This is a genomic window from Psychrobacter urativorans (assembly GCF_001298525.1).
GTDB lineage: Bacteria > Pseudomonadota > Gammaproteobacteria > Pseudomonadales > Moraxellaceae > Psychrobacter > Psychrobacter urativorans_A.
The window spans coordinates 288,117-310,278 of record NZ_CP012678.1; the positions used below are offsets into that span (position 1 = coordinate 288,117).

General features: G+C 40.0%; 14 protein-coding genes and 1 pseudogene. 5 read left to right on the forward strand and 10 right to left on the reverse strand.

Annotated features, from left to right (window positions below):
* Positions 1 to 10: 10 nt before the first annotated feature.
* Positions 11 to 670 carry a glutathione S-transferase gene (locus tag AOC03_RS01205; RefSeq protein WP_084785731.1) on the reverse strand — a complete coding sequence of 220 codons (660 nt, stop codon included), beginning with the start codon at positions 668 to 670 and terminating at the stop codon, positions 11 to 13.
* Between the two features lie 498 nt (positions 671 to 1,168).
* Between AOC03_RS01205 and AOC03_RS01210 the strand changes: the two genes are divergently transcribed.
* A complete protein-coding gene (locus AOC03_RS01210; protein WP_062533231.1) occupies positions 1,169 to 2,656 on the forward strand; it encodes a PepSY-associated TM helix domain-containing protein in 1,488 nt (495 codons plus the stop codon).
* 104 nt (positions 2,657 to 2,760) lie between these two features.
* Here AOC03_RS01210 and AOC03_RS01215 read toward each other — a convergent pair whose 3' ends face one another.
* The 5 genes from AOC03_RS01215 to AOC03_RS01235 all read right to left on the reverse strand — a co-directional run bounded on the left by AOC03_RS01215 (position 2,761) and on the right by AOC03_RS01235 (position 9,479).
* The gene (locus tag AOC03_RS01215) at positions 2,761 to 3,681 is read right to left on the reverse strand and encodes a glutaminase (RefSeq protein WP_062533232.1); all 921 of its coding nucleotides are present in this window, start codon (positions 3,679 to 3,681) and stop codon (positions 2,761 to 2,763) included.
* A gap of 222 nt (positions 3,682 to 3,903) precedes the next feature.
* A complete protein-coding gene (locus tag AOC03_RS01220) occupies positions 3,904 to 5,334 on the reverse strand; it encodes an aspartate ammonia-lyase (RefSeq protein ID WP_084785732.1) in 1,431 nt (476 codons plus the stop codon).
* A gap of 171 nt (positions 5,335 to 5,505) precedes the next feature.
* Complete coding sequence (locus AOC03_RS01225) at positions 5,506 to 6,882, reverse strand: dicarboxylate/amino acid:cation symporter (RefSeq protein ID WP_062533233.1); 1,377 nt, start codon at positions 6,880 to 6,882, stop codon at positions 5,506 to 5,508.
* A gap of 776 nt (positions 6,883 to 7,658) precedes the next feature.
* A complete protein-coding gene (locus AOC03_RS01230) occupies positions 7,659 to 8,522 on the reverse strand; it encodes a LysR substrate-binding domain-containing protein (protein ID WP_062533234.1) in 864 nt (287 codons plus the stop codon).
* Between the two features lie 327 nt (positions 8,523 to 8,849).
* The gene (locus tag AOC03_RS01235) at positions 8,850 to 9,479 is read right to left on the reverse strand and encodes a glutathione S-transferase family protein (RefSeq protein WP_062533235.1); all 630 of its coding nucleotides are present in this window, start codon (positions 9,477 to 9,479) and stop codon (positions 8,850 to 8,852) included.
* Between the two features lie 280 nt (positions 9,480 to 9,759).
* Between AOC03_RS01235 and AOC03_RS01240 the strand changes: the two genes are divergently transcribed.
* A complete protein-coding gene (locus tag AOC03_RS01240) occupies positions 9,760 to 10,338 on the forward strand; it encodes a PepSY domain-containing protein (protein WP_062533236.1) in 579 nt (192 codons plus the stop codon).
* Between the two features lie 262 nt (positions 10,339 to 10,600).
* Here the strand turns inward: AOC03_RS01240 and AOC03_RS01245 are convergent, their stop codons facing one another.
* Positions 10,601 to 12,367, reverse strand: a complete 1,767-nt coding sequence (locus tag AOC03_RS01245; RefSeq protein ID WP_062533237.1) for a molybdopterin-dependent oxidoreductase — start codon at positions 12,365 to 12,367, stop codon at positions 10,601 to 10,603.
* Between the two features lie 331 nt (positions 12,368 to 12,698).
* On the opposite strand from AOC03_RS01245, the gene AOC03_RS01250 reads away from it, so the two are divergent.
* Both AOC03_RS01250 and AOC03_RS01255 read left to right on the forward strand, forming a co-directional pair.
* On the forward strand, positions 12,699 to 13,019 hold the full coding sequence (locus AOC03_RS01250) for a hypothetical protein (protein ID WP_062533238.1): 321 nt from the start codon (positions 12,699 to 12,701) through the stop codon (positions 13,017 to 13,019).
* Between the two features lie 896 nt (positions 13,020 to 13,915).
* Complete coding sequence (locus AOC03_RS01255; RefSeq protein ID WP_062533239.1) at positions 13,916 to 14,248, forward strand: hypothetical protein; 333 nt, start codon at positions 13,916 to 13,918, stop codon at positions 14,246 to 14,248.
* A 444-nt stretch (positions 14,249 to 14,692) separates the two neighbouring features.
* Here the strand turns inward: AOC03_RS01255 and AOC03_RS01260 are convergent.
* Positions 14,693 to 15,858, reverse strand: a pseudogene (locus AOC03_RS01260) (IS3 family transposase).
* Positions 15,859 to 15,988: 130 nt separating this feature from the next.
* On the opposite strand from AOC03_RS01260, the gene AOC03_RS01270 reads away from it, so the two are divergent.
* Positions 15,989 to 16,489 (forward strand): hypothetical protein, encoded by a 501-nt coding sequence (locus AOC03_RS01270; RefSeq protein WP_062533240.1) that lies wholly within the window; start codon positions 15,989 to 15,991, stop codon positions 16,487 to 16,489.
* Between the two features lie 188 nt (positions 16,490 to 16,677).
* On the opposite strand, the gene AOC03_RS01275 is transcribed toward AOC03_RS01270, so the two are convergent.
* Positions 16,678 to 18,390, reverse strand: coding sequence for a phospholipase D-like domain-containing protein (locus AOC03_RS01275; RefSeq protein ID WP_062533241.1), 1,713 nt, complete (start codon positions 18,388 to 18,390; stop codon positions 16,678 to 16,680).
* A gap of 134 nt (positions 18,391 to 18,524) precedes the next feature.
* The gene (locus AOC03_RS01280) at positions 18,525 to 22,130 is read right to left on the reverse strand and encodes a DEAD/DEAH box helicase (protein WP_062533242.1); all 3,606 of its coding nucleotides are present in this window, start codon (positions 22,128 to 22,130) and stop codon (positions 18,525 to 18,527) included.
* Between the last annotated feature and the right edge of the window lie 32 nt (positions 22,131 to 22,162).

The window sequence follows — 22,162 nt, forward strand, 5'->3', positions numbered from 1 at the left end:
AATCACTTAATCATATTGTTTTAATTGTAGGAAAAATCACCATCTCATCACCCTCTTGCCATGGCTGAAACTTGGTCATCGCTTGTAGAAAAAGTGGATGCGCTAACCACTGCTGTAGCCACAGCTGTAGTTTTGGGTAAGGTAGGCTATAGAAAACCGTACGATCTACATGGGCAAATTGGCGAACAAACGGCATGATGGCAATATCGGCAATAGTCACGTTATCTGCCAGTAGGTAGGCGTGTTTGGTCAGTAAATCCTCTAAAACCTGTAAAAAAACTTCTCCCTTCTGCCGATACTCTATTTGCGTCATCTCAAGATGACGGTCAGCGTATTTATAGCGATTGAGCCAATGCTTAAATTCATTGTCATTCTGTTCAATCAAAGCATTGGCTTGATGCAAAAATTGTGCATCCAACAACTGTTGTGGATCTTGCTGCTCAAGTGCCCAGAACATTATCTCTAAGCTCTCTTCAAGGACAGTACCGTCAATACGCTGTAATACAGGGACAGTACCTTTCGGGCTAATGTCTAGCATCTGTGGCGGTTTATTTTTTAGGGTTACCTCGCGCAACTCGACAGGAAAGTCGGCAAACAAGAGACCGAGACGGGCGCGCATGGCATAGGGACAGCGGCGAAAAGAGTAGAGACAATGCAGTGAGGAAGTCATGGATATTTTCCGTATTTGATTCTTGAGCGATGCGCGATACAGGCATCGAGCTGTAGGTTTTAACTCTACTTTTTTAGGGATTCAGGGGCTTAGGGGTTTTAGATATCTAATTCTAACAACGCTATCAGCAATATTACAGCATCGCTATCAATAATAACTTGATTAAATCTTCAATGAAGTCATTTCCGCTACCTGCTTTATCAGTCCGAAAATCATCTAAGACAATGACTTACGCTCGAAAATCTGCTGAATAAATTATTATCAGGATTTTCTTTTGGTTTAAAACGAGGGTAATGTTTTTATCAGGGATTGACTATAACTGGTACAAAAAGCATCGGTTATCATATCGAAATTATTAGCAAATCATCGAAAAACTCATCATGTTCCTAATATTTATGGGTAACAGTAAACAGTCCAGAGTCCGTGCGAGCGAGCAAACTACTAACTATCCATTTGCTCGCCAAGATAGAAAATACAAAACTATTGGAACATACATTCATGAATAAACAAAAAAGCAATCAACGCTATTTTACCGTATGGCGCTGGCATTTTTATGCGGGGATATTTGTTGTCCCTTTTTTAATGATTTTAGCTTTTACTGCGCTTGGTATGTTGGTTATGTCTAACACCCTAGGGCGAGACAATGACCGTTTAAGCATTGTTATCCCCGAATCAGCAATGCAAGCGCCCATTTCTACGCAAGCTAAAAACGCCCTCAATACCCTACCTGATAGTACCCTCGTTAAATATATCGCCCCTCGTGATACGGATAAGGTAGCTCTGTTTCAAGTGACATCAGAAGACCATGACAATATGGTAGCCGTCAATCCTTACACTGCGGATATCGTCAACAGCATACCCAGTAATAGTAATCTGTATTATACCTTTGACAGTATTCATGGTGATTTGCTTTTGGGTAAAGTCGGTGACTATATTCAAGAAATGACCACCTCATTAACCATTTTAATGATACTAACCGGTTGGTATTTGTGGTGGCATAAGCGTAAATCTGTCAAAGCGATGCTGATTCCTGATGATACCACTCTAAAGAAAAAGCGTTCTTTTTTCCGAACGATTCACGCGACCTTAGGCAGTTGGATATCTGTTTTGCTATTATTTTTCTGCATTTCAGGTATGGCTTGGGCAGGAATTTGGGGTGAGCGCATTGTACAGTCGTGGAGTCAGTTCCCTGCGGGTAAGTGGGGCGTTGCGCCCATGCCAGTCTCGATTGACCACAGTCAGCATCATGCTGGTATGAATATGGATAACGCTGATGCCGCGCCGCACGTTCATGGCGCACCAGCAGCCATAGCGCCCACACATGGTAGCGTCTTAAATGCAGGTAAGACCAAAGACGTACCTTGGGTATTAGAGTTAACACCGATGCCAGTATCAGGGACAACTATGGGTAAAAACGGTATTGCGCCTAATATACCCATTATGATTGATACTGTAGATCGATTTGCCCGTGAGCTTGGTTTTGTAGGGCGGTATCAGTTGAATCTACCGCAAGGGAATACAGGCGTATGGACGATTAGCCAAGACTCAATGAGCTACGATACGAAAAGCCCAACGGCTGACCGCACCGTGCATATTGACCGCTATTCCGGTAAGGTTTTGGCTGATATACGCTTCGATGATTACAATGCGTTTGGCAAATTTATGGCAGCGGGTGCAGCTATTCACATGGGTACGCTTGGGTGGTGGAGTGTGTTAGCCAATGCTTTATTTTGTCTATCTGTTATTGCCATTTGTGTGAGCGGTTATGTGATGTGGTGGCAACGCCGTCCTCGTTCAGCTAGCGACATGATTGGACTCAATCCGCCCGCTCGGAGTCAAAGTGTAACTATAGGGTGGACGCTTGCCATTCCATTACTTATTGTCGCTATCCTATTTCCAACGGCAATCATTGCTATTGTTATCATCGCTTTATTAGACTTTTTATTGATATCGCGTGTTAAATTTTTACACAGGCTATTAAAGTAAGCGCTGTTTGATAGGTTTTACTTTTGTAGGGTAAGTTTTGATATTAAGTAGACATGCCAAGTACTTACAGGTTTTTTCGAATTAAAAACATCAAGTTATCGCTTTTAATTCGAAAAAACAGACCAACCGGTTTTCTGTACTAGCAGCTCTAATGCTTTTAACCCAAGCTTGGAATTTCCGACGTGATCCAGTCCCGGTGACCATACAGCGATGGAGCCTTTACCTGGTGCTATCGTTAAAATACCGCCACCAACACCGCTCTTACCCGGTAGGCCGACACGGTAGGCAAATTCACCAGCACCATCATAATGACCGCACATCATCATTAACGAGTTGATTCGTCGAGACTGCTGCGCATTAATTACCCTTACACCTGTGTGTTGATTAACACCATTAGACACCAAAAACAGACCTGCGCGTGCTAGCTGCTCACAACTCATTGCAATCGAGCATTGATGAAAATAAACACCCAGTACTTTATCTACATCGTGCTTTATATGACCAAAGGACTTCATAAAGTGTGCTAACGCGGCGTTTCGATCTCTATGCTGCATTTCAGACGCTGCCACTTTATGATCAAAACGGATCGAATCATCGTCGGCAATAAAGTGAACAAATCGCAGAATTTCACCCAAGGTTGCTTTTGGCTCATGCCCCATCATAATGGCATCCACCACGGCAATCGCACCGGCATTGATAAATGGATTACGCGGTCGACCAGATTCGTACTCCAATACTGTGATCGAATTAAAGGGATCGCCAGATGGCTCACGACCAACGTGTGTCCAGATCCCATCACCTAACTTGCCAAGACCGATGGTTAAAGTAAATACTTTGGAGATACTTTGGATCGAAAATAGGGTGCTCGCATTACCTGCTGCATATACCTGTCCATCCGGCGTCGCTATTGCAATACCAAATTGGTTTGGATCTACATGAGCCAGTTGTGGGATATAATCCGCTACTTTTCCATGGTCGGTTTCACTTGCCATCTCTGCGGCAATATCATCAAGAATCTGTTGCATATTAGTTGGGTAACCGTATGTCTACTGCGTGGTTGAATAACCATTATTTTAACTGAATAAAAGCAATAAGGCTGGAAAAGTTATATGCTTATTAGGGTGTATTGAACTGAACCGCGCTAAGAGTGTCGGAGTCTAAAATGACCGTGAGAATAGTCTCACGGTCATTTTAGTTGTCTATCATAAATAATGAATAACGATGCTTTCAATAAGAAAGCTAATAAGTTAAACGTTATTAATCATCGTATCAGGAGATAAAATCGCCGCCAACTCCTCATCACTGAGCAGCTTCTCTTGCCTAACCAGTTCCGCAACCCCTAAGCCGCTGAGCAAGGCGTGACCTGCGATGCGACTGGCATTATCGTAACCAATATGAGGTACCAGAGCCGTCACAATGCCAATGCTGTTTTCTAAGTGTTGCGCGCAACGTGCCTCATTCGCCGTAATGCCCTGAATGCACAGCTCATCCAGCATCCGAATGGACTTTTCTAACATGCGGGCGTTGTTTAATAGGTTATAAACAATTAATGGCTCCATAGCATTTAACTGTAATTGTCCTGCCTCTGCCGCCATGGTCACCGTCATATCAGTACCCATGATTTGAAACGCCGTTTGATTCATTGCTTCAGGAATGACTGGGTTTACTTTACCGGGCATAATGGATGAACCGGGTTGCATGGCGGGTAGATTGATTTCACCCAAGCCAGTGCGTGGACCGCTCGACAATAGACGTAAATCATTGCTGAGTTTAGACAGTTTAATCGCTAACCGTTTAAGCGTTCCTGAAAAGGTCAGAAAGGCGCCCATATCAGAGCTAGCTGCCAACAAGTCTTGGGCAAGGCGCACGCGCAAACCACTGATATCTGCCAGTTCACTAATAGCCAAGTGCGCATAGCCTTTGGGCGCATTAATGCCCGTACCAATAGCAGTACCGCCTAAATTCACTTCACATAACTGACGGCAGCTGTGATCAATACGAGCAGTTTCACCACCCAAATCACTAGCAAAGGCGTTAAACTCTTGCCCCAATGTCATCGGTACGGCATCTTGCATTTGGGTGCGACCCATTTTAAGGATTTTACTAAATTCTTGACCTTTAGCAGCTAAGCTGTGTTCTAGATTGGCAACGGCTTCTTTGAGAGGCTGTGCCGCAAAGATAATAGCTAAGCGGGCGGCAGTAGGATAGACATCATTGGTGGACTGCGATTGATTGACATCATTGTTAGGGTGCAGATGGCTGTATTGTCCGTATTCAAAACCCATCTTTGCCAAACCAATATTAGCAATCACTTCATTGGCATTCATGTTGGTAGAAGTGCCCGCACCGCCTTGAATTAAGTCAACAATAAACTGTTCATGATGCTCGCCACGAATCAGATCTTCGCATGCTTCGGTAATGGCGTTGACTTTCTCATCGCTAAGCAGTCCATGTTGATGATTGGCGCGCGCAGCGGCATATTTGACCATGGCTAGGGCTTTAATCAAATCAGGGAAGTGACTGATTGGAACGCCAGTGATATTGAAGTTTTGGTGCGCGCGTTGCGTTTGAATACCGTAAAGGGCAGTTGCAGGAACGGCTTGGGCGCCAAGTAGGTCTTTTTCAGTGCGAATAAGAGGCTGATCATTGGTTTGTGGCATGGTAGTTTCCATAGTCATGGGTCTTCTTAATGTTGAGTTGAGTAAAAGAGGAAAAGTTTAATTTTCATATATTAAGCCATTATCTAAGCGAGTAGTACAGACCTCCAAAATTATTTAGGAATGTATAGGGGTTGCTTAATAATAGATTTATTCGTATCGCTTGTAATTTTTTATCGCTGATGAGATAAGTTATGAAATTCGCTTAATATCATCATATTCACTGCCCATGATGCCATCACTGAAAACTTCAGAGAATTCGCGTTCACTGTTTTCATCGATATGCCCATCAAATATTTCTTTCGCTCCTGCGTCGGGATCATTGTAAATTGCCAAATCCATTTTACCTTCAGATTTCGCTACAATAGCGGTCACAGCAGCATCACCGCCGACGTTGACTGCGGTACGCAACATATCAAGAATACGATCCACCCCTAATATCAGTCCAATGCCTTCGATAGGCAAACCCACTTGCGCAAATACCATCGATAGCATAATTAAACCAACACCAGGAACGCCTGCCGTACCAATAGAGGCAAGTACGGACATTAAAATAACCGTTAAATATTCAGTTACACCCAAATTAATACCATAAATATTGGCAATAAAAATGGTCGCAGTACCCTGCATAATAGCCGTACCATCCATATTGATGGTTGCCCCAAATGGTACGGTAAACGATGCCACAGAATTATCGACTCCCATACGCTTAGTAACGGTACGCAAGGTAATCGGAATCGTCGCATTTGAGCTTGACGTACTAAAGGCAAAAATCTGTACTTCACGCATCTTTGTTAAAAAAGTCTTGATTGATAAGCCTGAAGAGACCTTTAAAACAATCATCATGGTAATAAAGAAATGGAAAGCCAGTGAGCCAACCAGTACCGCGACATAGCCAAGCAGTGACCAAATCAGATCTAACCCCAGCTCAGACATGGCTTTGGCTAACAGTGCAAAGACGCCGTAAGGAGCAAGGTTCATAATGATGGTCACCATCTTTAAGATGACCTCGTTAATCAGCTCTAAGCTTTGTACCAAACCTTTGGCAGGCTTACCAACCATCAAGATACTAATACCGATTAAGACCGCAAAGAAAATAATCGATAACATATCGCCATTTGCCATCGCGCTAATCGGATTGGAGGGGATAATATTGGAGAATACATCGAGCAACGGCGGGGCTGTCTCTGCCTCAAATGCCGCTTCGGTTGCTATATTCATGCCTTTCCCGATACCGAATAGCACCCCAAGTCCAATAGCGGTGGCAATCGCTAGCGCTGTCGTTAACATATAAATCAAGAAAGTTTTAGTACCGATACGACCAAGCAAACGTATATCACCGATGCCGCAAACCCCGCAGATAAGCGAAATCAACACCAGTGGTACCACGAGCATTTTTAACGAGTTAACAAATAACTTACCGATGATGGCAAAAAAACCATTGGTTACATAGGTGTTAACAAAGCTACCTTCAGCATTCAAGCCAAAATAGTTTATAAATAAACCCACTATAATACCCAGCGCCATAGCAACAATAATCTTGCCGGTCAGTCCCATATTTTTCCACATAAATCCTGTCCTTGGTGTTTGTAACCCTTGGTGTGCGTAATTTTAAGTCGTGCCATAGTCCATATGTAAATTGCTATAGGATCACCATTTCTTGCTAGACCCTATAACGCATCTTTCCTTGATGTGATTTGCTTATTAATTCCTTAAAATTATATTTTTTGGTAAGCACAATGCAGCGAGACTTACTCCTGCAAGTCTTTGAGTACAAGTTAAATTCAATGGGTTGTAGCCAAGTTGTGGTGCCGCAGTGGTGTAAGGCTAGCAATGAACAGCACAGAGTCAGTACAAAATAGTAAAGCTACCTATCGTAAGGCGCTAAAAAACAGTATCGCTTGCTTACTTTCTATTTTAAAAGACTTATGCCACTGCTATAGGATAGACAGGGATGGGGGATCAGGTATAGGAATGGCGAGATAAGAATATAATAATTTCATGACATGCTCTTGGTGCTATTAAATAAAGTAGCGTCATCGTAACCGAGAATAAGGCACAAGAAAAACGTAAATATTCCGTTCTCAGCCCAAAAAAAATTGAGGCTTAATAAACAAGCTTAAGTTAAGCTTGCCCTATCAAAATATAAATGAGAGAAGTAGAGGATTCTAAGAAAGTTTATAATGAAGTTTTTGCGGGGAATTTACGTATTAGGAAAGACTGATTTATAAAGCATAAGATGCCTAAATCGCGCTGACTGGGTATAAGTTAGCGCGCGATAAAAACAGTAGGTTAATCACATGAAAAGAGTTAGAAGATATAGGTTTATAGGGTTTCTGTATAAATCACAGCGCTAACACCTGTTTTAAAACATTGATTTTCGGCTGTTGGCGATCCACATAACGATAGGCAAGTACAATCTCACGTACCAAAGTATTATCGCCTAAATGATGAATTTGTACCGGTGCAGCACTTCTAATCCATAGACCCGCATAAGGAATCAAAGCAACCCCTAAGCCAGACTCAACCATTCTAACAATGGCATCAAGATCATTAATTTCCAAGACTGTATTTACTTTGATATTTTGTTGTTTTAGGAATGTACTTAATTTTACGCTGGCTGAGGACTTGAGCGTGTAATAAATAAAAGGATGTTGCTCAAGCGTTTGCCTGAGACTGTAAAAAGGCCATTTCTTTGGGCTAATAAGCACATAAGGCTCAATCATAATAGGTTCAATAACCATATCTTTAGGCAAAGTGAAAGCAGGCTGTACAGTTATGGCGGCATCTATACTGCCTGCCTCTAGCTGTTCGAACAACTCTGTCGAGCGTCCTGGAATAATTTCAGTCTGCATCAGCGGTGCTAATATTTTAATGGCTTGTAAAGCTTCCGGTAGAATACCAACTTGCACGGAGTTGATAGCACCAATCTTGAGCTGCCCGTAATAGCTAGCGATGTCAGTGTCTGAAGGCAGTTGCATCGTCGCATAGAGGGCTAAAATTTCTTTGGCGATAGGTAAAATGCGCGTGCCCTGCGGATTGAGCGTAATGGCTCTGGCAGAGCGGGTAAATAACGGCAACCCTAAAGCGTCCTCTAGGTTTTTCATTTGTGCACTGACCGCAGATTGGGTCAGGTTTATCTGCCTAGCAGCGGCGGCAAAACTGTCTAATTCGCAAACCGCTACGAAGGTTTTAAGTTCTCTTATCATTTAATTCACCACAATTGTTTTACCTAAATGGTCGTTAGAATCTAGGCAGAATAGCTATCGACGCTCAATCAACACCATCTAAGTATGTCGAGCTCAAGCCATCACGAGCCTGAATAGACTTATTCTCTGAGCTTCAGGGCATCAATGACTACACGTATTGGTAAGGTAGATCAGCCTGATAAGTGAGCCGATATACTTGTGCAAGGCAGTGTGCAAAATGAATTTAGTCGAGACTAACTCGAAATAACGTTTTTTAATAACGGAACTGCCCCAGTATTGTTGTATCCTCTCAGAATATTAAGTCTCTGACAGTAGCGGGGCGGTTCACTAAAGCGATTCCATCTTTTTAAGACCTTCTTGGCGTAGCACTTCAGTCACACCAGCATCGGATTCAATACGGTTAATGAACGCATTAAAGTTGTGATAGGCAGATAAATCCAGCTTCATATTCTTCGCCCACATTAACATCACGTATAGATATACGTCCGCTGTAGTCTTAGTGCCTGTGAGATAGTCTTGCTTACCCAGTTGTTCATTGGGATATTTCAGCAAGTTAATAACACTTTTTTTCGTATTTTCTTTTAATTCTTCTTGTGCAGCTTTGTCTGATACTAAGCCACTTAGATTAAACAAAGGCTTAAACGCATTATGCACATCTGAATTGATAAATGCCAACCAATGCGTAATTTCTGCGCGTTCGGTAGGAGAGCTATTGTTACCGAAGATATGAGCGTCAGGATATTTAGCATCAATATAGGTTTGTACAGCAATATTCTGCGTCACTATCGTTTCACCATCTACTATGGCAGGTACTGCACCTTGCGGATTTATACGTAGATATTCCTCTGATTTGACGGAGCTATGATTTAAGATTTCAAGCTCATAATCTGCTTTTGCCCACTCAAGTGCCGTATGTGGAACAAAAGAACAGGCGCCAGGCATAATATATAATTTCATAACAGACTCCACTGAATAAATGTATGAATACCATTCAGCTTAACTAAATATGAATGTAAATTTAGTTATATTATGTGTCGCTAGTATTGATAGGTATCCTCATAAAATATAAGTCTAAATAATTGAAATTTTCAAATATGAAACGAACTTAATCATGCATCTATGCTAAGCTTTTTATGTCCTATTCGGTATGATTGAATTATCAATACAGCAACTTGTAAAACCTATAAGGACTGTAACTAGAATCAATTAAAAAAACCTCAAAGACAAGGAGAACGTCATGAAAAAACTATCAATGGTTAGTAAGTCTATTGTTATGGCACTTGGTATGGTAGCGGTTAGCAGCGCTACTGTTTCTGTAGCCCAAGCAGCTACTCCGACCCAGGCTGCGACACCAACCATGAAGATCAGTGAAGCGGAAGCAGCAGTGCAAAGTAAAATCAGCCTCGATCAAGCCATTGCTATTGGTAAGAAAACGGTTAAAGGGGATCTTGTCAGTGCAGAGTTTGACCAGCATAGTCACTCAGCAAGCGGTAAATACGAAGTCAAGTTCATCGAACTTAATACCGAACATAAAGTAAAAATCGATTCTGATACCGGTAAGGTTTTAAGCACTAAACAAGAAAAGCTTGATAAAGACGATATAGCAGAATACAAAGCGATGAAGCAGGCTAAAGTTAGCCTAACTCAAGCCATGCAAAAAGCCTCTCAAAATGTAAGCGGCAAAGTCATTGAAGTGAAGTTTGATATTGACAATGGCAAGTCAGTCTATAAAGTTAAAGTGGCTAAAGGCAATGAGATACACAAAGTCGTTGTTGATAGCATGACTGGGGCAATTATTAGTAGTCGCTTAGATTAGTAGTCGCCTAGAAATCTCTGATGATGAGCGCTAAGCATGCTATCCATTAACTTTTAATATTCTAATTATAATTCTACTTAATAATAGCTCTAAGCGGTACTCAAGTATCGGTTAGAGCTTTTTTGTTTAAAGTATTCTGAGTTTAAAATAACCCTATCTATAAAGAACTTAAAGCTAATAACTATCTGGTTTTTCAACACGTCTCCTAAATAAATAAACAAACTGTGAGCGAAAAATCTTGTCCGATCAGACGCTTCAACCATCAGATAGGCATCCTATAACCATAAAATTCATGATCCTCGTTGTAGCCGCCTTGACCTGAGCCGAGATCAGCGAAATCGTGGACAAATTCAATGGCCGTAACCCATTTAACCATCTTGAATCCAAGCTCGTTTTCACAGCGTAATCGTAGCGGTGCGCCATGTAAGACACTGAGTGGCTCGTCATTCATGTCGAGGGCTAGGATAGTTAGCTTATGTCGCATATTCTCCATATTATGGCAATCGTAGTAGACACCACCATGAGCACCGTCTGCCAAAGAGTAGAAGACTGCGTAGCGAGCCTCTGGTGTCGGGCGTACTAGCTCTAGAATATGGCGCATCGGCACGCCAGTCCATTTAGCGACACCACTCCAACCTTGGATGCAAAAGTGCGTGGTAATCTGCTCCTGCTGCGGCATCTCCCGCAACTCAGCCAGCGAGTATTCGGCTGGCCGTTCGACCAATCCGTCGATGCGTAGCCGATAGTCGGCGAAGTCATTTGCTACTAAATCTTCAAACTCTTTAGAATCAGGCATCGTGCCGTTAGGCCATAAAAATGGAGAAATATCTTTTTCGGTTAACTCACTTTTGGGATCGAACCACTCCGCCCAACCTTTGATTGGACCGACTACGAACGCGCCAACTCTCTGTACCAGTCGCGCATGACGAATGGTAAAAGGCGATGCCATAGCCCACAATATACCAACGAGAGTGATGAGCGGAATGAATACCATGAAGCCACTCCACGAATCATCATTGACGCCGGCCCACATCATATTCAGATTGACGCGTGCCCCAGTAATAAATACCAATGTCACGTGCGCAAGAATGAAAAATAGAAACCACCACAGTGATAAAAAGTGAATCGAGCGTGCTCTCTGCCTATTAAAGACACGTCCAAACCAACCAAGATGGTTCGACAAGGCAGGACTTTGCATAAAGCCAGTAAACACTGATGTGGGAGCTGCGATGAAGACTGTGATGAAATAGGCGAGTTGCTGCAAACTGTTATACTTGGTCCAGCTCTCGTCGGGCGGAAAGTTGAGCGACAGATACTGCAAAGCAACCGATGCCGCGTTTGGAAAGACCTCCCAACTTACAGGGACAATCCTCTGCCACTGATTGGTGGAGAACAGCAGAATGTAAATGACAATACCATTAAGCAGCCAAAGCGAATTGACCGAAAAATGCCACCAGCGCGCCAGACCGATTGAATGACGGACACCGGGAATACCAAGCCAACCTGGAATTGTTACTGAGTCATCTTTAGCTGTCCAAACACGTCCTTCCGGTACTGGCTTCTGAAAGCGGAACCATTCGGTGCCAGGAGTACTGTCGCGGTGCCAGTAGAGCCTCGGATGATCGGCTAATATCTGCACACCAGACCTGATAATGAAGGTCATGAAGAGCAGGTTGAGGAAATGGGATACACGCAACCAGAGCGGAAAACCTGTTTCCACAACCGCTGCGGAGGCGGGCGTACCTGGATAATGTTCAATAAACATCTGCACACTTGGTACTTCGCGTAGTCCCTGAGCTATTGCCACTGCAGCAACCAACAGCACGAATATGATTGGTAGCGCCCAAAGGATACTGTACCAGTTCTTTTTAAAGCGGATCAACGGCACAATACCAGATTGCGGTGGTTCCCAATCGCTTAGAAGTAGCTGGTTATTTCCGGGAGTAATTTTTGCTTCAAGCGGATCTCGGGGCACAGGGACGTCCTGCGCATTGGGAGTAGGGTTAGTATCTTTATCAGTCTTATTCATGACACATCCTTATTTATGAAGTAAGATTGTTTGGATAAGACTGGGTAATGAATACTATAGATAGCCTGTTGGCTCAGTTAGCAGTCTTAATGGTTGTATCACTTAAGCATGCACCACTACTTTTTGTCTATTAAATATAATAGGGTAGTCAGTTAAAATAATTTGACTCTCTGATTTCTATCCCTTAATAATGCGCTGTATAACAATAAAGTAAAGACTTATTAATCTACCTTGCATTAATTAATGCTCAAATAGCTATGAATCCGTATCGAAACATACTTAAAACGTTTCAACTTATTCAGAGTAATCAAGCTAAATAAGGAGAGTAGCTATGCTTAATTTACTTAAACAATCAGCCTTCGCCAGTGTACTTTTAGTTTTAGCCTCAACAAGTTTTGCCACCACATGGACGGCAGGCAGCAGCCATAAAGGCAAAGTGACCGTACCCATTGAAGGTGGTCCTGTTATTAGTTGGCAATGTAATGGAAAAAGTTACCAGTTAACCGGACCTTGGGGTAATGATTTATCTATGGATTCTTGCCAAAGTTTGGTGACACGTATTGGTAAAATCAGCTATTACAAAAACACAGCGGGTAAAGCATGGACAGCCAAGTCGAAAGAACTAACTGAATGCAACGAAGTGGCACGCTAAAGGCTTTTCTCAGCCTCTAAACCTAAATCAATTAAATCTACTAATCATTTATTACATAGTCATAATTCTATGAACTTATCATCAGGTACTGTCTATTTAACATATGCGTACCTAAAGCTAGGTTCACAATAAAATAGGAATGATTAACTAATAAAAACAATGCTCTACAGTTAGGAAAAAAATTGATGGTTCATGAACCTTAATATTTAACTTAAACCAATCACCTCTCCTCATTTCATTCCAATTTCTCTTTTTCAGCTATTCTTAACTTCCCTCTAGCTTGTTTAATTTATTCAGCGGTCACTATCGACAGCTGCACCCGATAGTGCATTAAAGGCAGTGTTCACTGATCGCGGCTTGGCAGAAAATTCATTAAAAAATATTCGCATTTGCATTGGTAATGCTTGGATTTAAAAGGCTGTTTAATGATTGCTTGTCACTGCCTTTTCAAAATCAACAGGATCGTCGGCGCTATCACTATCAAGCGTATTTAGCATGCAGTAATGATAAATTTCTTAGGCAGGGGTAACTCTATAAGTTAACTACTAAAATTTCTGCAAAGTCAGCGCTTTAGTTTTGAGCTGCTTGCACTTTGGTTGTCGATTCCAATTTTTTTAATAACCAATTTCGCTTATAGGATAGCGTAGTGGCATCTTTACTTCCCCATATCAAAAGCCAGCATGGTAGTGGGAGCGGCTAACGAATTAGGGACGACTGAAGGCGTGTCAGACAATGGCATTAAACTATTGTTTTAAGTTTCATGGTTTGATTCAGATTGTGTATGAGTGTTGGTATTCTTAGGTGACTGAATCTCAAGCTTAAGCACTGCTAAACTTGAACTTTAATAACTTAGTACACACATCAGTAAGTTTATTTATCAATCTATAGGTATACCTATGTCTAAGCTAAGCCGAGAAAGCGTAGCAGAGTTTGCAGCAATACATGTAGTTATGCATGAAGCTTCCCGAGATAGCGCTGTGCAAGAAGTTATAAATAACGATGCAATACTTCAAGATGAAAAGCCTAGAGTCTTAGCTGAACACGGTCTTAACGGGGACTCTGGTGTAGACATTGAAGCGCTTACTGATACTTCAGAATACGCTCAACCAATAATGCCTGACGATCTTAAGAAAAAACGCCAAATTATGGCTGTTAGAAAAGAGTTATTGTGTGATGGTACTATTGATAAATTTTACGTTGATGATGTTGTGTACGAGCGCCTTAAGTAATTAACTATACTATTTATTTGATTAAGTAGTTCTTAACCATATCAAGCAATATCGTCCCATTATCCTCGCTCACTTCTGAATAGTTGTGAGCAGGAATTTAACCCCACAGATGAGCTATCTATGATTTCATATCCGTAGATATTAACTTGAGAGATTTTAACCAAGCAGCCTGACAATAAAAGTCAAACCACATCTACCTTGGTGTCTTATAGTCTAAACTCTTTTGAACCCTCTTTTGATTGTAGTACAGCTCGATATCACTGGCGACGTTGAAGTAAATGGCTATGCCACCGAAGAAGAATAAATATCAATCAATACGCCCGACACCTCTTAGTTTGTCGCTAAGGTTCTGATTTACACCATATACTTAAAATAGGAAATGCAACATGCACATATAATGACCCCTGCCGTCAAATCCGTACAGTTAAACTTGGGAGATTTTAGTTACGCAGCCTGACGGTCAGAGTCAAACCACACCTGCCTTGGCGATCGATAGCCTAAACCCTTTTGAATCCTAGTTTGGTTGTAATACAGCTCAATATATTGTGTGATCTCATTGGTCGCTGTAAACCTTGTTTTATAGTCCTGATGGTATACAAGCTCATTCCTCAATATGCCCCAGAAACTCTCTATTGGCGCATTATCAAAGCAATTACCTTTACCACTCATTGAGCCTTTGAAATGATGCTGCTTGATGATTTTATGATAGGCATGACTGCAATACTGGCTGCCTCTGTCAGAATGCACAATCAGTCCTTGGCTGGGTCGTTTATTTTTGATAGCCATATTGAGTGCACGACAGACTAAATCGGCGGTCATGCGCTTACTTATGGCATATCCAACAAGCTCTTTGGTGTAGAGATCTTTAACACCTGCTAGGTATAGCCAACCCTCAGCAGCCCAGATATAAGTGATGTCACTGACCCAAGACTCATTGGGGCGCTTAGCATCAAATTGCTGATCCAGCATGTTTAGATAGACAAGCTTGTTATGATTGGAGTTGGTAGTGACTTTAAAACGTTTGTGACGACGGCATTTGATGCCATGCTCTTCTTTAACGCTTCTAATCATATATTGGCTGATAGCATACCCTTGCGCACTTAGGTAGGCATGTAGTCGATCAACACCATAACGTTCTTTAGTTTCACTGTGAGCCGCTTTAACTAATAGCTCACAGTAGTTACGGTGTATCTGCTGTTCACTAATCTCACGATTTATCCAGTCGTAGTAGCTTGATGGTTTTACGTTTAATACACGACACATGCAGGTAATACTAAAAAGGTGCTGGTTGTCTTTGATAAAGACGTACTTCATCAACTGTGCTTCGCGAAGTACGCCGTGGCCTTTTTTAGTATCTCTCGTTCCTCTTCAGCCACTTTAAGCTGCCGCTTGAGTTGCTTTATCTCCTGAATAGCTGCCATAAGCTCAGGGTCATACTGCTCAGTTCCTAAAAGCTTGCCTTGATTGGCTTTGTTCTGTCAGTTTGATAAGGTTTGCATCGCTATGCCAAGCTGCTTTGCGGTAGCTGAAATGTTGCCATTATTGTCTGCTATCTTCTTAACGGCTTCTGCTTTAAATTCTGTGCTATAAGTTCTGGTTTTCTTGGTCATGGTAAACTCCTCATCGAGTCGTTAGTTTACCAAGTTTATCTCTACGGTTTCTTCAGCATAGCTCAAGCTTTATGAAGTATGTGACACCTATTACATACAAATTTTTTGGGGTGGTACAGGCAAAAAAAGAGTGGTTACCGGCATTTATATAAAAAAGAAAGAGCCGTTAACAGAAAATATTCCAGTGCATATAAACCTTAAAAAACTATCAAGCATTGTAACCAGGGGTTCATGTTTCGTTGAGCTTAGCATGACATCTACTCCAAAGAGCTTTAATGATCGGGACTTACTTTGTTTGACTGATGACACGTTAGCTAAAATCAACGTGGAGGGCAGTCATGAGCTTGAATTAATTATGAGTGAGAATGCAGTTTTAGACCTAAGCGGTAACGTGGTGAGCGGTAGTGCTCGAATTGAGGATCAAAGCCGCTTGATAGCACTCGATTTTACAACTGATAATATTTTCAGCTGTCATCGATTAGACGAGGATTCACGGGTTTTCGCCAATAGTGCAAATTTCTATGTTGAACGACAAATTGATGATGCCCCGTCCAATTTTGCCAATAAAGCTGCCGATGAATTCTGTGATGAACACATCGGTTATCTCAGAAAGCAGCGCATGGAGGAATAACGATTATACCCGCCAGTATCGCAAAACAGCCGCTATAAGCGGCTGTTTTGCGTTTAGGGTTATACCTTACAACTGAACCGGACTAACAACGCCCATAGAGCGAAATAACAGGCTTATCTATTAATTGTGGCTGGCACGTTGGGCTATCTCAAAATAGTTTTTTGGTAATTCATAGCGTTACTTTGGATTTAAAGACTTTTAAACTCTTTAATAAATTCTTTAGCTACATTCCAACCTTGAACATAAACACCTATTTCGTGGTAAATCTCTACAAGGTTATCAGGGGCACTTGCAGACAGCCAATTTAAGCTAGTAATCAGCAAGTCATTATTATCCCAAGCTAATACCTTGGCATGGCTATTGGAATGATGCGCACCCAATTGAGATAGAGAGTCGGCAGACTTCAGATCATCATGCATCTCAACAATTTCTGAATGATCGATATAACTTGATTTCTTAGAGTAATAATAATGTTTTTTAGCTTCTGACTCTTTTAAAGCGTCAAATATAGGCCTTATAGGTGAGGTGTTTATAAAATCACTTATAATATATATCTTGTTTTTTGCTTGAGCGGCTAAGTCAATATAACTATGATGCTGGTGCTTTAGTACTAATCGCAGCTCCAGCTTTTCATTGTTAGGAATATCAACGTCATTTGGTGTATCAGCTATATTGCTTGAAAGCCCTCGAAACTCCTTGCGCACTTTGCTGTCAAAAGTGCTTTTTCCGCAGCAAATATTAGCAGCAATCTCTAAAAAATATTTAGTAAATTGATCGTTATAAACAACAACTGACGCCTCAAATCTTTCAAATTTTGCATATAAGAAGTTGCATGAGCTGACCATAGTACACAACCCTCTGTCTCCATGATTGGTTATAACGAATTTTGCATGCGAGTCGGTACGCCTGAAGTCATTGTAATTTACAACATTTAGCATGCCTTCCTGGTGGCAGCTTTCATTAAAGTCTCTTAATTTGCTTTCAACAGCCTTATCTTCACTATCTGATTTTTCAAAGTTTTCATCTGTTTCTTCAGCATTACTCTTTCCCCATAAAATATAAACTTGAACACCTCGTTTCAAAGCCTCTTTAATTTCTAGAAAAAGATGAGTATAGCCATCATCATTGACAATGCACCATTTACCTATGAAAGTAGAGTGAATGACTAGAAAGTCAGTAGAGGACTGGATTAGCTCAATGAGCTTGGCTTTGGTGTTTTGACCGCCGTAAACAAAATCTACATCGCCTCTCTTGGCAATAACCTTGACTTCATAGTTATTTTCATCTTTGCTAAAATGTGCTTTAAGCAAAGAATTATCATCCTTGACTATAGCTGGAAGTGTATTTTTGATTTGTCTAATAAGCTTGCTATTCAGCTTCTTTACTTTGTTGTCATCGATTATCCTTCCTTGCTCACGACCTTCTATATACAACATATCTACCAGTAAATATTTCTTAGTAGTTAATGTATATACAGCCTCGTCAAGTACGTTGTCTATTTTTTCATGCTCCCTGGCCATAACGCTATACATTTTTGTGTACTTGGGATAAGAATTGCTATCATCTATAGGCAAGGTAACTATATTCTTGTTTTTATTCATCTCACTAATATATCTTGCATGAGTAAGCAAAGGGGAGTCAAAACTATAAAAGCTGTAATAGTTATCAAAATAATCTACAAAAACTTCTCTTCTTTTTTGATATTTATCGACCTTACAAATGAGCTCATGTTCTTTAACGCTTAAATAATAAGCTATCTCACCCATTTCCGTTATTCTAAAAATAAAACTGTCTCTAGAAGTAACAATATCAATCCACCCGACATTGCACATGGGTAGTAAAACTTGAATGACAACTTGAGTTTCTAGATTGGAGAAGTCACTAAGACTCTTAACAGTCATCTCTCTTTGACTTAACTCTTTTAAGAAAAGGTAATCGATAATTGACTAATTGGTTTTTCTACTAATACTAAATGTATATTCATTAGTGAGGAATGGGATAGCAATAGTATATTTTATAGTGTTTTCTTTATTCATTAGAGGCCCAAAAATGATTTTGATTGAACAAAGTTAATGTTATTAAACACCTTGTTTTCAGTATCAATTGAATGATCATTCATTAATCCAAAATCATCAACAAACATTTCAACAAAGAGATTCAAAAAGTCCCTATCCATATCGTCCAAATAACCCCTATTGTTAGCATAAGCTTTATTTTCAAGCAGCTGCCAATATCTGAATAAACCGAAACAGCCAACAATAATCATTTTATGTTTAGCCCTACTCAGCAGTACATTCATTCTGCGCATATCTGATAAAAAACCCAAAGCAGAAGTAATAGGCTGACAACTATTATGCCTTACTAGGCTAATAATAATAACGTCGGCCTGATCACCCTGATAAGAGTCTACTGTTTTTGCTATGTCTTGATCATTATATTTGCTCGAAAAACAGCTATTTATCTCACTCTTTTCAACCAGGTTATTGATCATATTCACTTGATTTACATAAGGGCTCAGTATCTTGATTGAATAATCTTCATCACTATTAGTATGTATTTTGGATAATAACTCTTTAATAATACGGATTTCGTGTTTATTGACGTTCTTATTTTCAAGACTACGCATCCTAACATCACTATTTTTATCAGGTAAATCGACCCATATTACTGCATTATCTTTATTCAACCCTTCTAATTTAGAGTCCTTAAAGATAAATGGGGACGCGCTATTATAGAAATCTGCGGTTTGAGGATAATCTTTTAATTTACCATCATATACAGCGTTAGAAACAATCCGAGAAATCTGAGGGTGCATTCTATGCTGTGTATCGATCATACTACCAAAACTTTCTTTTCCTCGACTCCTAATACTTTCTGCACTTTGACACAGACTTTTGAATAAAGAAAAATATTTAGAAAGGTTGCTAAAATGCTCAGCTTTAGAGGTTTTATTTATGTCAGCATAGTTAAAATCAAGATCAAAAATGACGCCTTTTCTAAATCCTATATTTGACAGCTGCTCTATAACCAAGCTCATATCAAAATTACCAGGGTTTCTGATAATTTTTTGGACATCCTGTTCTGAAAATGCTGGAAGTTGCTTGTAATCACCAATAAGAACTCTTTTGCTGGATACTATCATTGGTAATACCAACTCGATACCTGATGTCTTGCCGCACTCTTCCATAACAGACACATCAAAATTGATATTATTCTCTATCAACTCTTCCATTAATTTAGAGTTAGAGGTTGTAAATACTAGATTGGCGGCACGTAAAACTTGATTGAAAAACTTAGCGTCTGATTTACTAATAAATTTATCGAGCTTCTGCTTAATAAGCGGTTCTTTGGAATATTTACTAAACATCTCGCTTTTTTTGAATTTATCAATATAAGGGTTTGTCGCGTTTTGAATAAGGGTTTCTGCATTACTACCATCGTCATTTTTTTCAGCCTTAAAGTTTGGGATGATAATTAGGCTATCAAAAGACTCATGCTTTTTGAGTTTCTCAGTGATTTCATCATAAAGCATATTGACAGTGGCATGACTCTGAGCAGACAAAAGCACCTTTGAGCTGTTTTCTTCGTGGAAAAGATAATCAACATAGGTGGTTATAAGGTGTGTTTTACCCACACCTGGAGGGCCTTCAATGAAGTAATTTGGTTGGGTTTTCACCAAAGAAGAAAACACTTCTTTTTTGGATTCATCTAATGAAATAAGAGAAGCCTCAAGATCAAATTTGCGAGAGGTAACAAAGAATTTTTTGGACGGGTCTGCGATACTTGATATTAAAGAGCTTTGATTGAGTAAAAAATAAAATATTCTCTCCCGCCTTTCAATTTGAGCGATTGTTCCATCATGGTCCTTAGGGTAAATTCTAACCAATTCTTCTGATAAATTACTTATGCTCCGCTCTAACGGTTGTTTTGTGGAGAATATATAGTCTAGATTGGGTGATTGCCCTACATATTCCGCATCTAACTTGTCTTTTTTGTCTGTGCTTCTACGAGACTTGGTGGTAGTCTCAATAACCCATTTGTCAGTAAGTTTAGATAGATCGCTAAAGTGTTGTTTAAATCTATCAAAAGGCTGTCTTAGGCTTAGTGAGTCTGATAGCTTGTTGTTAATATCATTATTTTCTTTTTTGTACTCTAACGTATAATAAAAGAGCCCATCATCTAGGATTAACCCTTTTCCCTCTTTTAGTTGATCATCTTCAATGCGATCTAGGCTAATTAGGTACTTTTCCGTTTCCGAGCGCGCTACGTCAATCGCAAAAGATAACAACAACCCCTGAAGGCATTGTAGCTCAGATTCTGTATACTTTTGCTCTTTTTTGAACTGTATTAACTTTAGCTTCCATGAGTTTTCATCCGAAAACTCGTTCTTTTGCATAAGCCTAAATGCATTAGGTGTAAAAACCAAGTTCCCCTTAATTTCGATGGTTTCTGCATAATTCAGCCAGTCAGGGACACTATCATATATGGCCGTTATGTAAGAAACATACCAATCACCAAAGTTATCGTGCTTGAACTCTTTAAATCTATATAGAAAATTCTTCCCTTTTAAAATAAATTCATTGCGATACCTATCATTAAATATACGGAAGGGGTCTAACGTAATATCTTCTTTGATAATGTCGATAACATCAGACTTTGTTAGGTTTTGAGCATCATAATTTTGAACTGCATTGTCGATTAAGTAATTTTTAATAACGTTTCTAATGTCACCAAATATATCAGAGTCAAAGCTTGCTGTTGTTATATAGAATACCGGCGAGAATGAATTATCAACTTCTGACAAGTCTGTAACGGCTTGCTCTACCAATAATTTTAGTTGAGTCTTATCCACTAATTTAGTATGACCGGTTGAATGGCCTTCTAGTAGAAGTCTTAACGCCAATGCTTCGTTGCGCAGTAATTTTTCGTGAAAACTGTCGGAATCAATTCCCAATAATTCTAATATTAAAACGCCTAAGTCGCTCCAGTCTTGGTGAGTTGTGCAAATAACATCCTTGTGCTCACCCATAAATATAGGTTTATTAATCTTGTTAAAATCTAATGATTTTTCAAAACCACTCAGCACAAATCTTTCTGTGTCGTCAATTTCTTCACTTTCTTTATAAATCACGCTATTAGTATTGATGTTTCTGTGAATGATGTCTTGGCCATGCAATATCTCAATGCCCTCTACCAGTCTTAATATATTCTTCCATAAAAACATTCTACTGGTGGTAGACATTATCTTGTTTTTGCTCAACCAATGACTTTTCCTCTTAGGAAACAAACCTATCCTTGCGGGCTTGGCTTCTACTTCTATTAGCTTGGTATCCAGTATTTTAGACTCTTCATCAGTTGGGTAAATTAAGCAGTAATTACCACTGTTATCGATGAAGCTATCATGGATTACTTCAAGATATTTTTCTGCATTAGTAACAGACTTTAGCTTATTTAATTGCCGAGTTTCATTTAACCAAATCTCTTTGGTCAACTCTTCATTAAGTGAGTTTTTTGCATACCAAAATTTCAGTTTAAATACTGTGTCATTATCTAAATACTTCCACACTTCTAGTAAATCAGTCTGTGACTCTTCTTCAATTTTAATCTTGAATTCATTATCTATTGAGTCTATAAATGCCATTGTTATAAGTTCCAGGGGTTTTATTGTGTGAA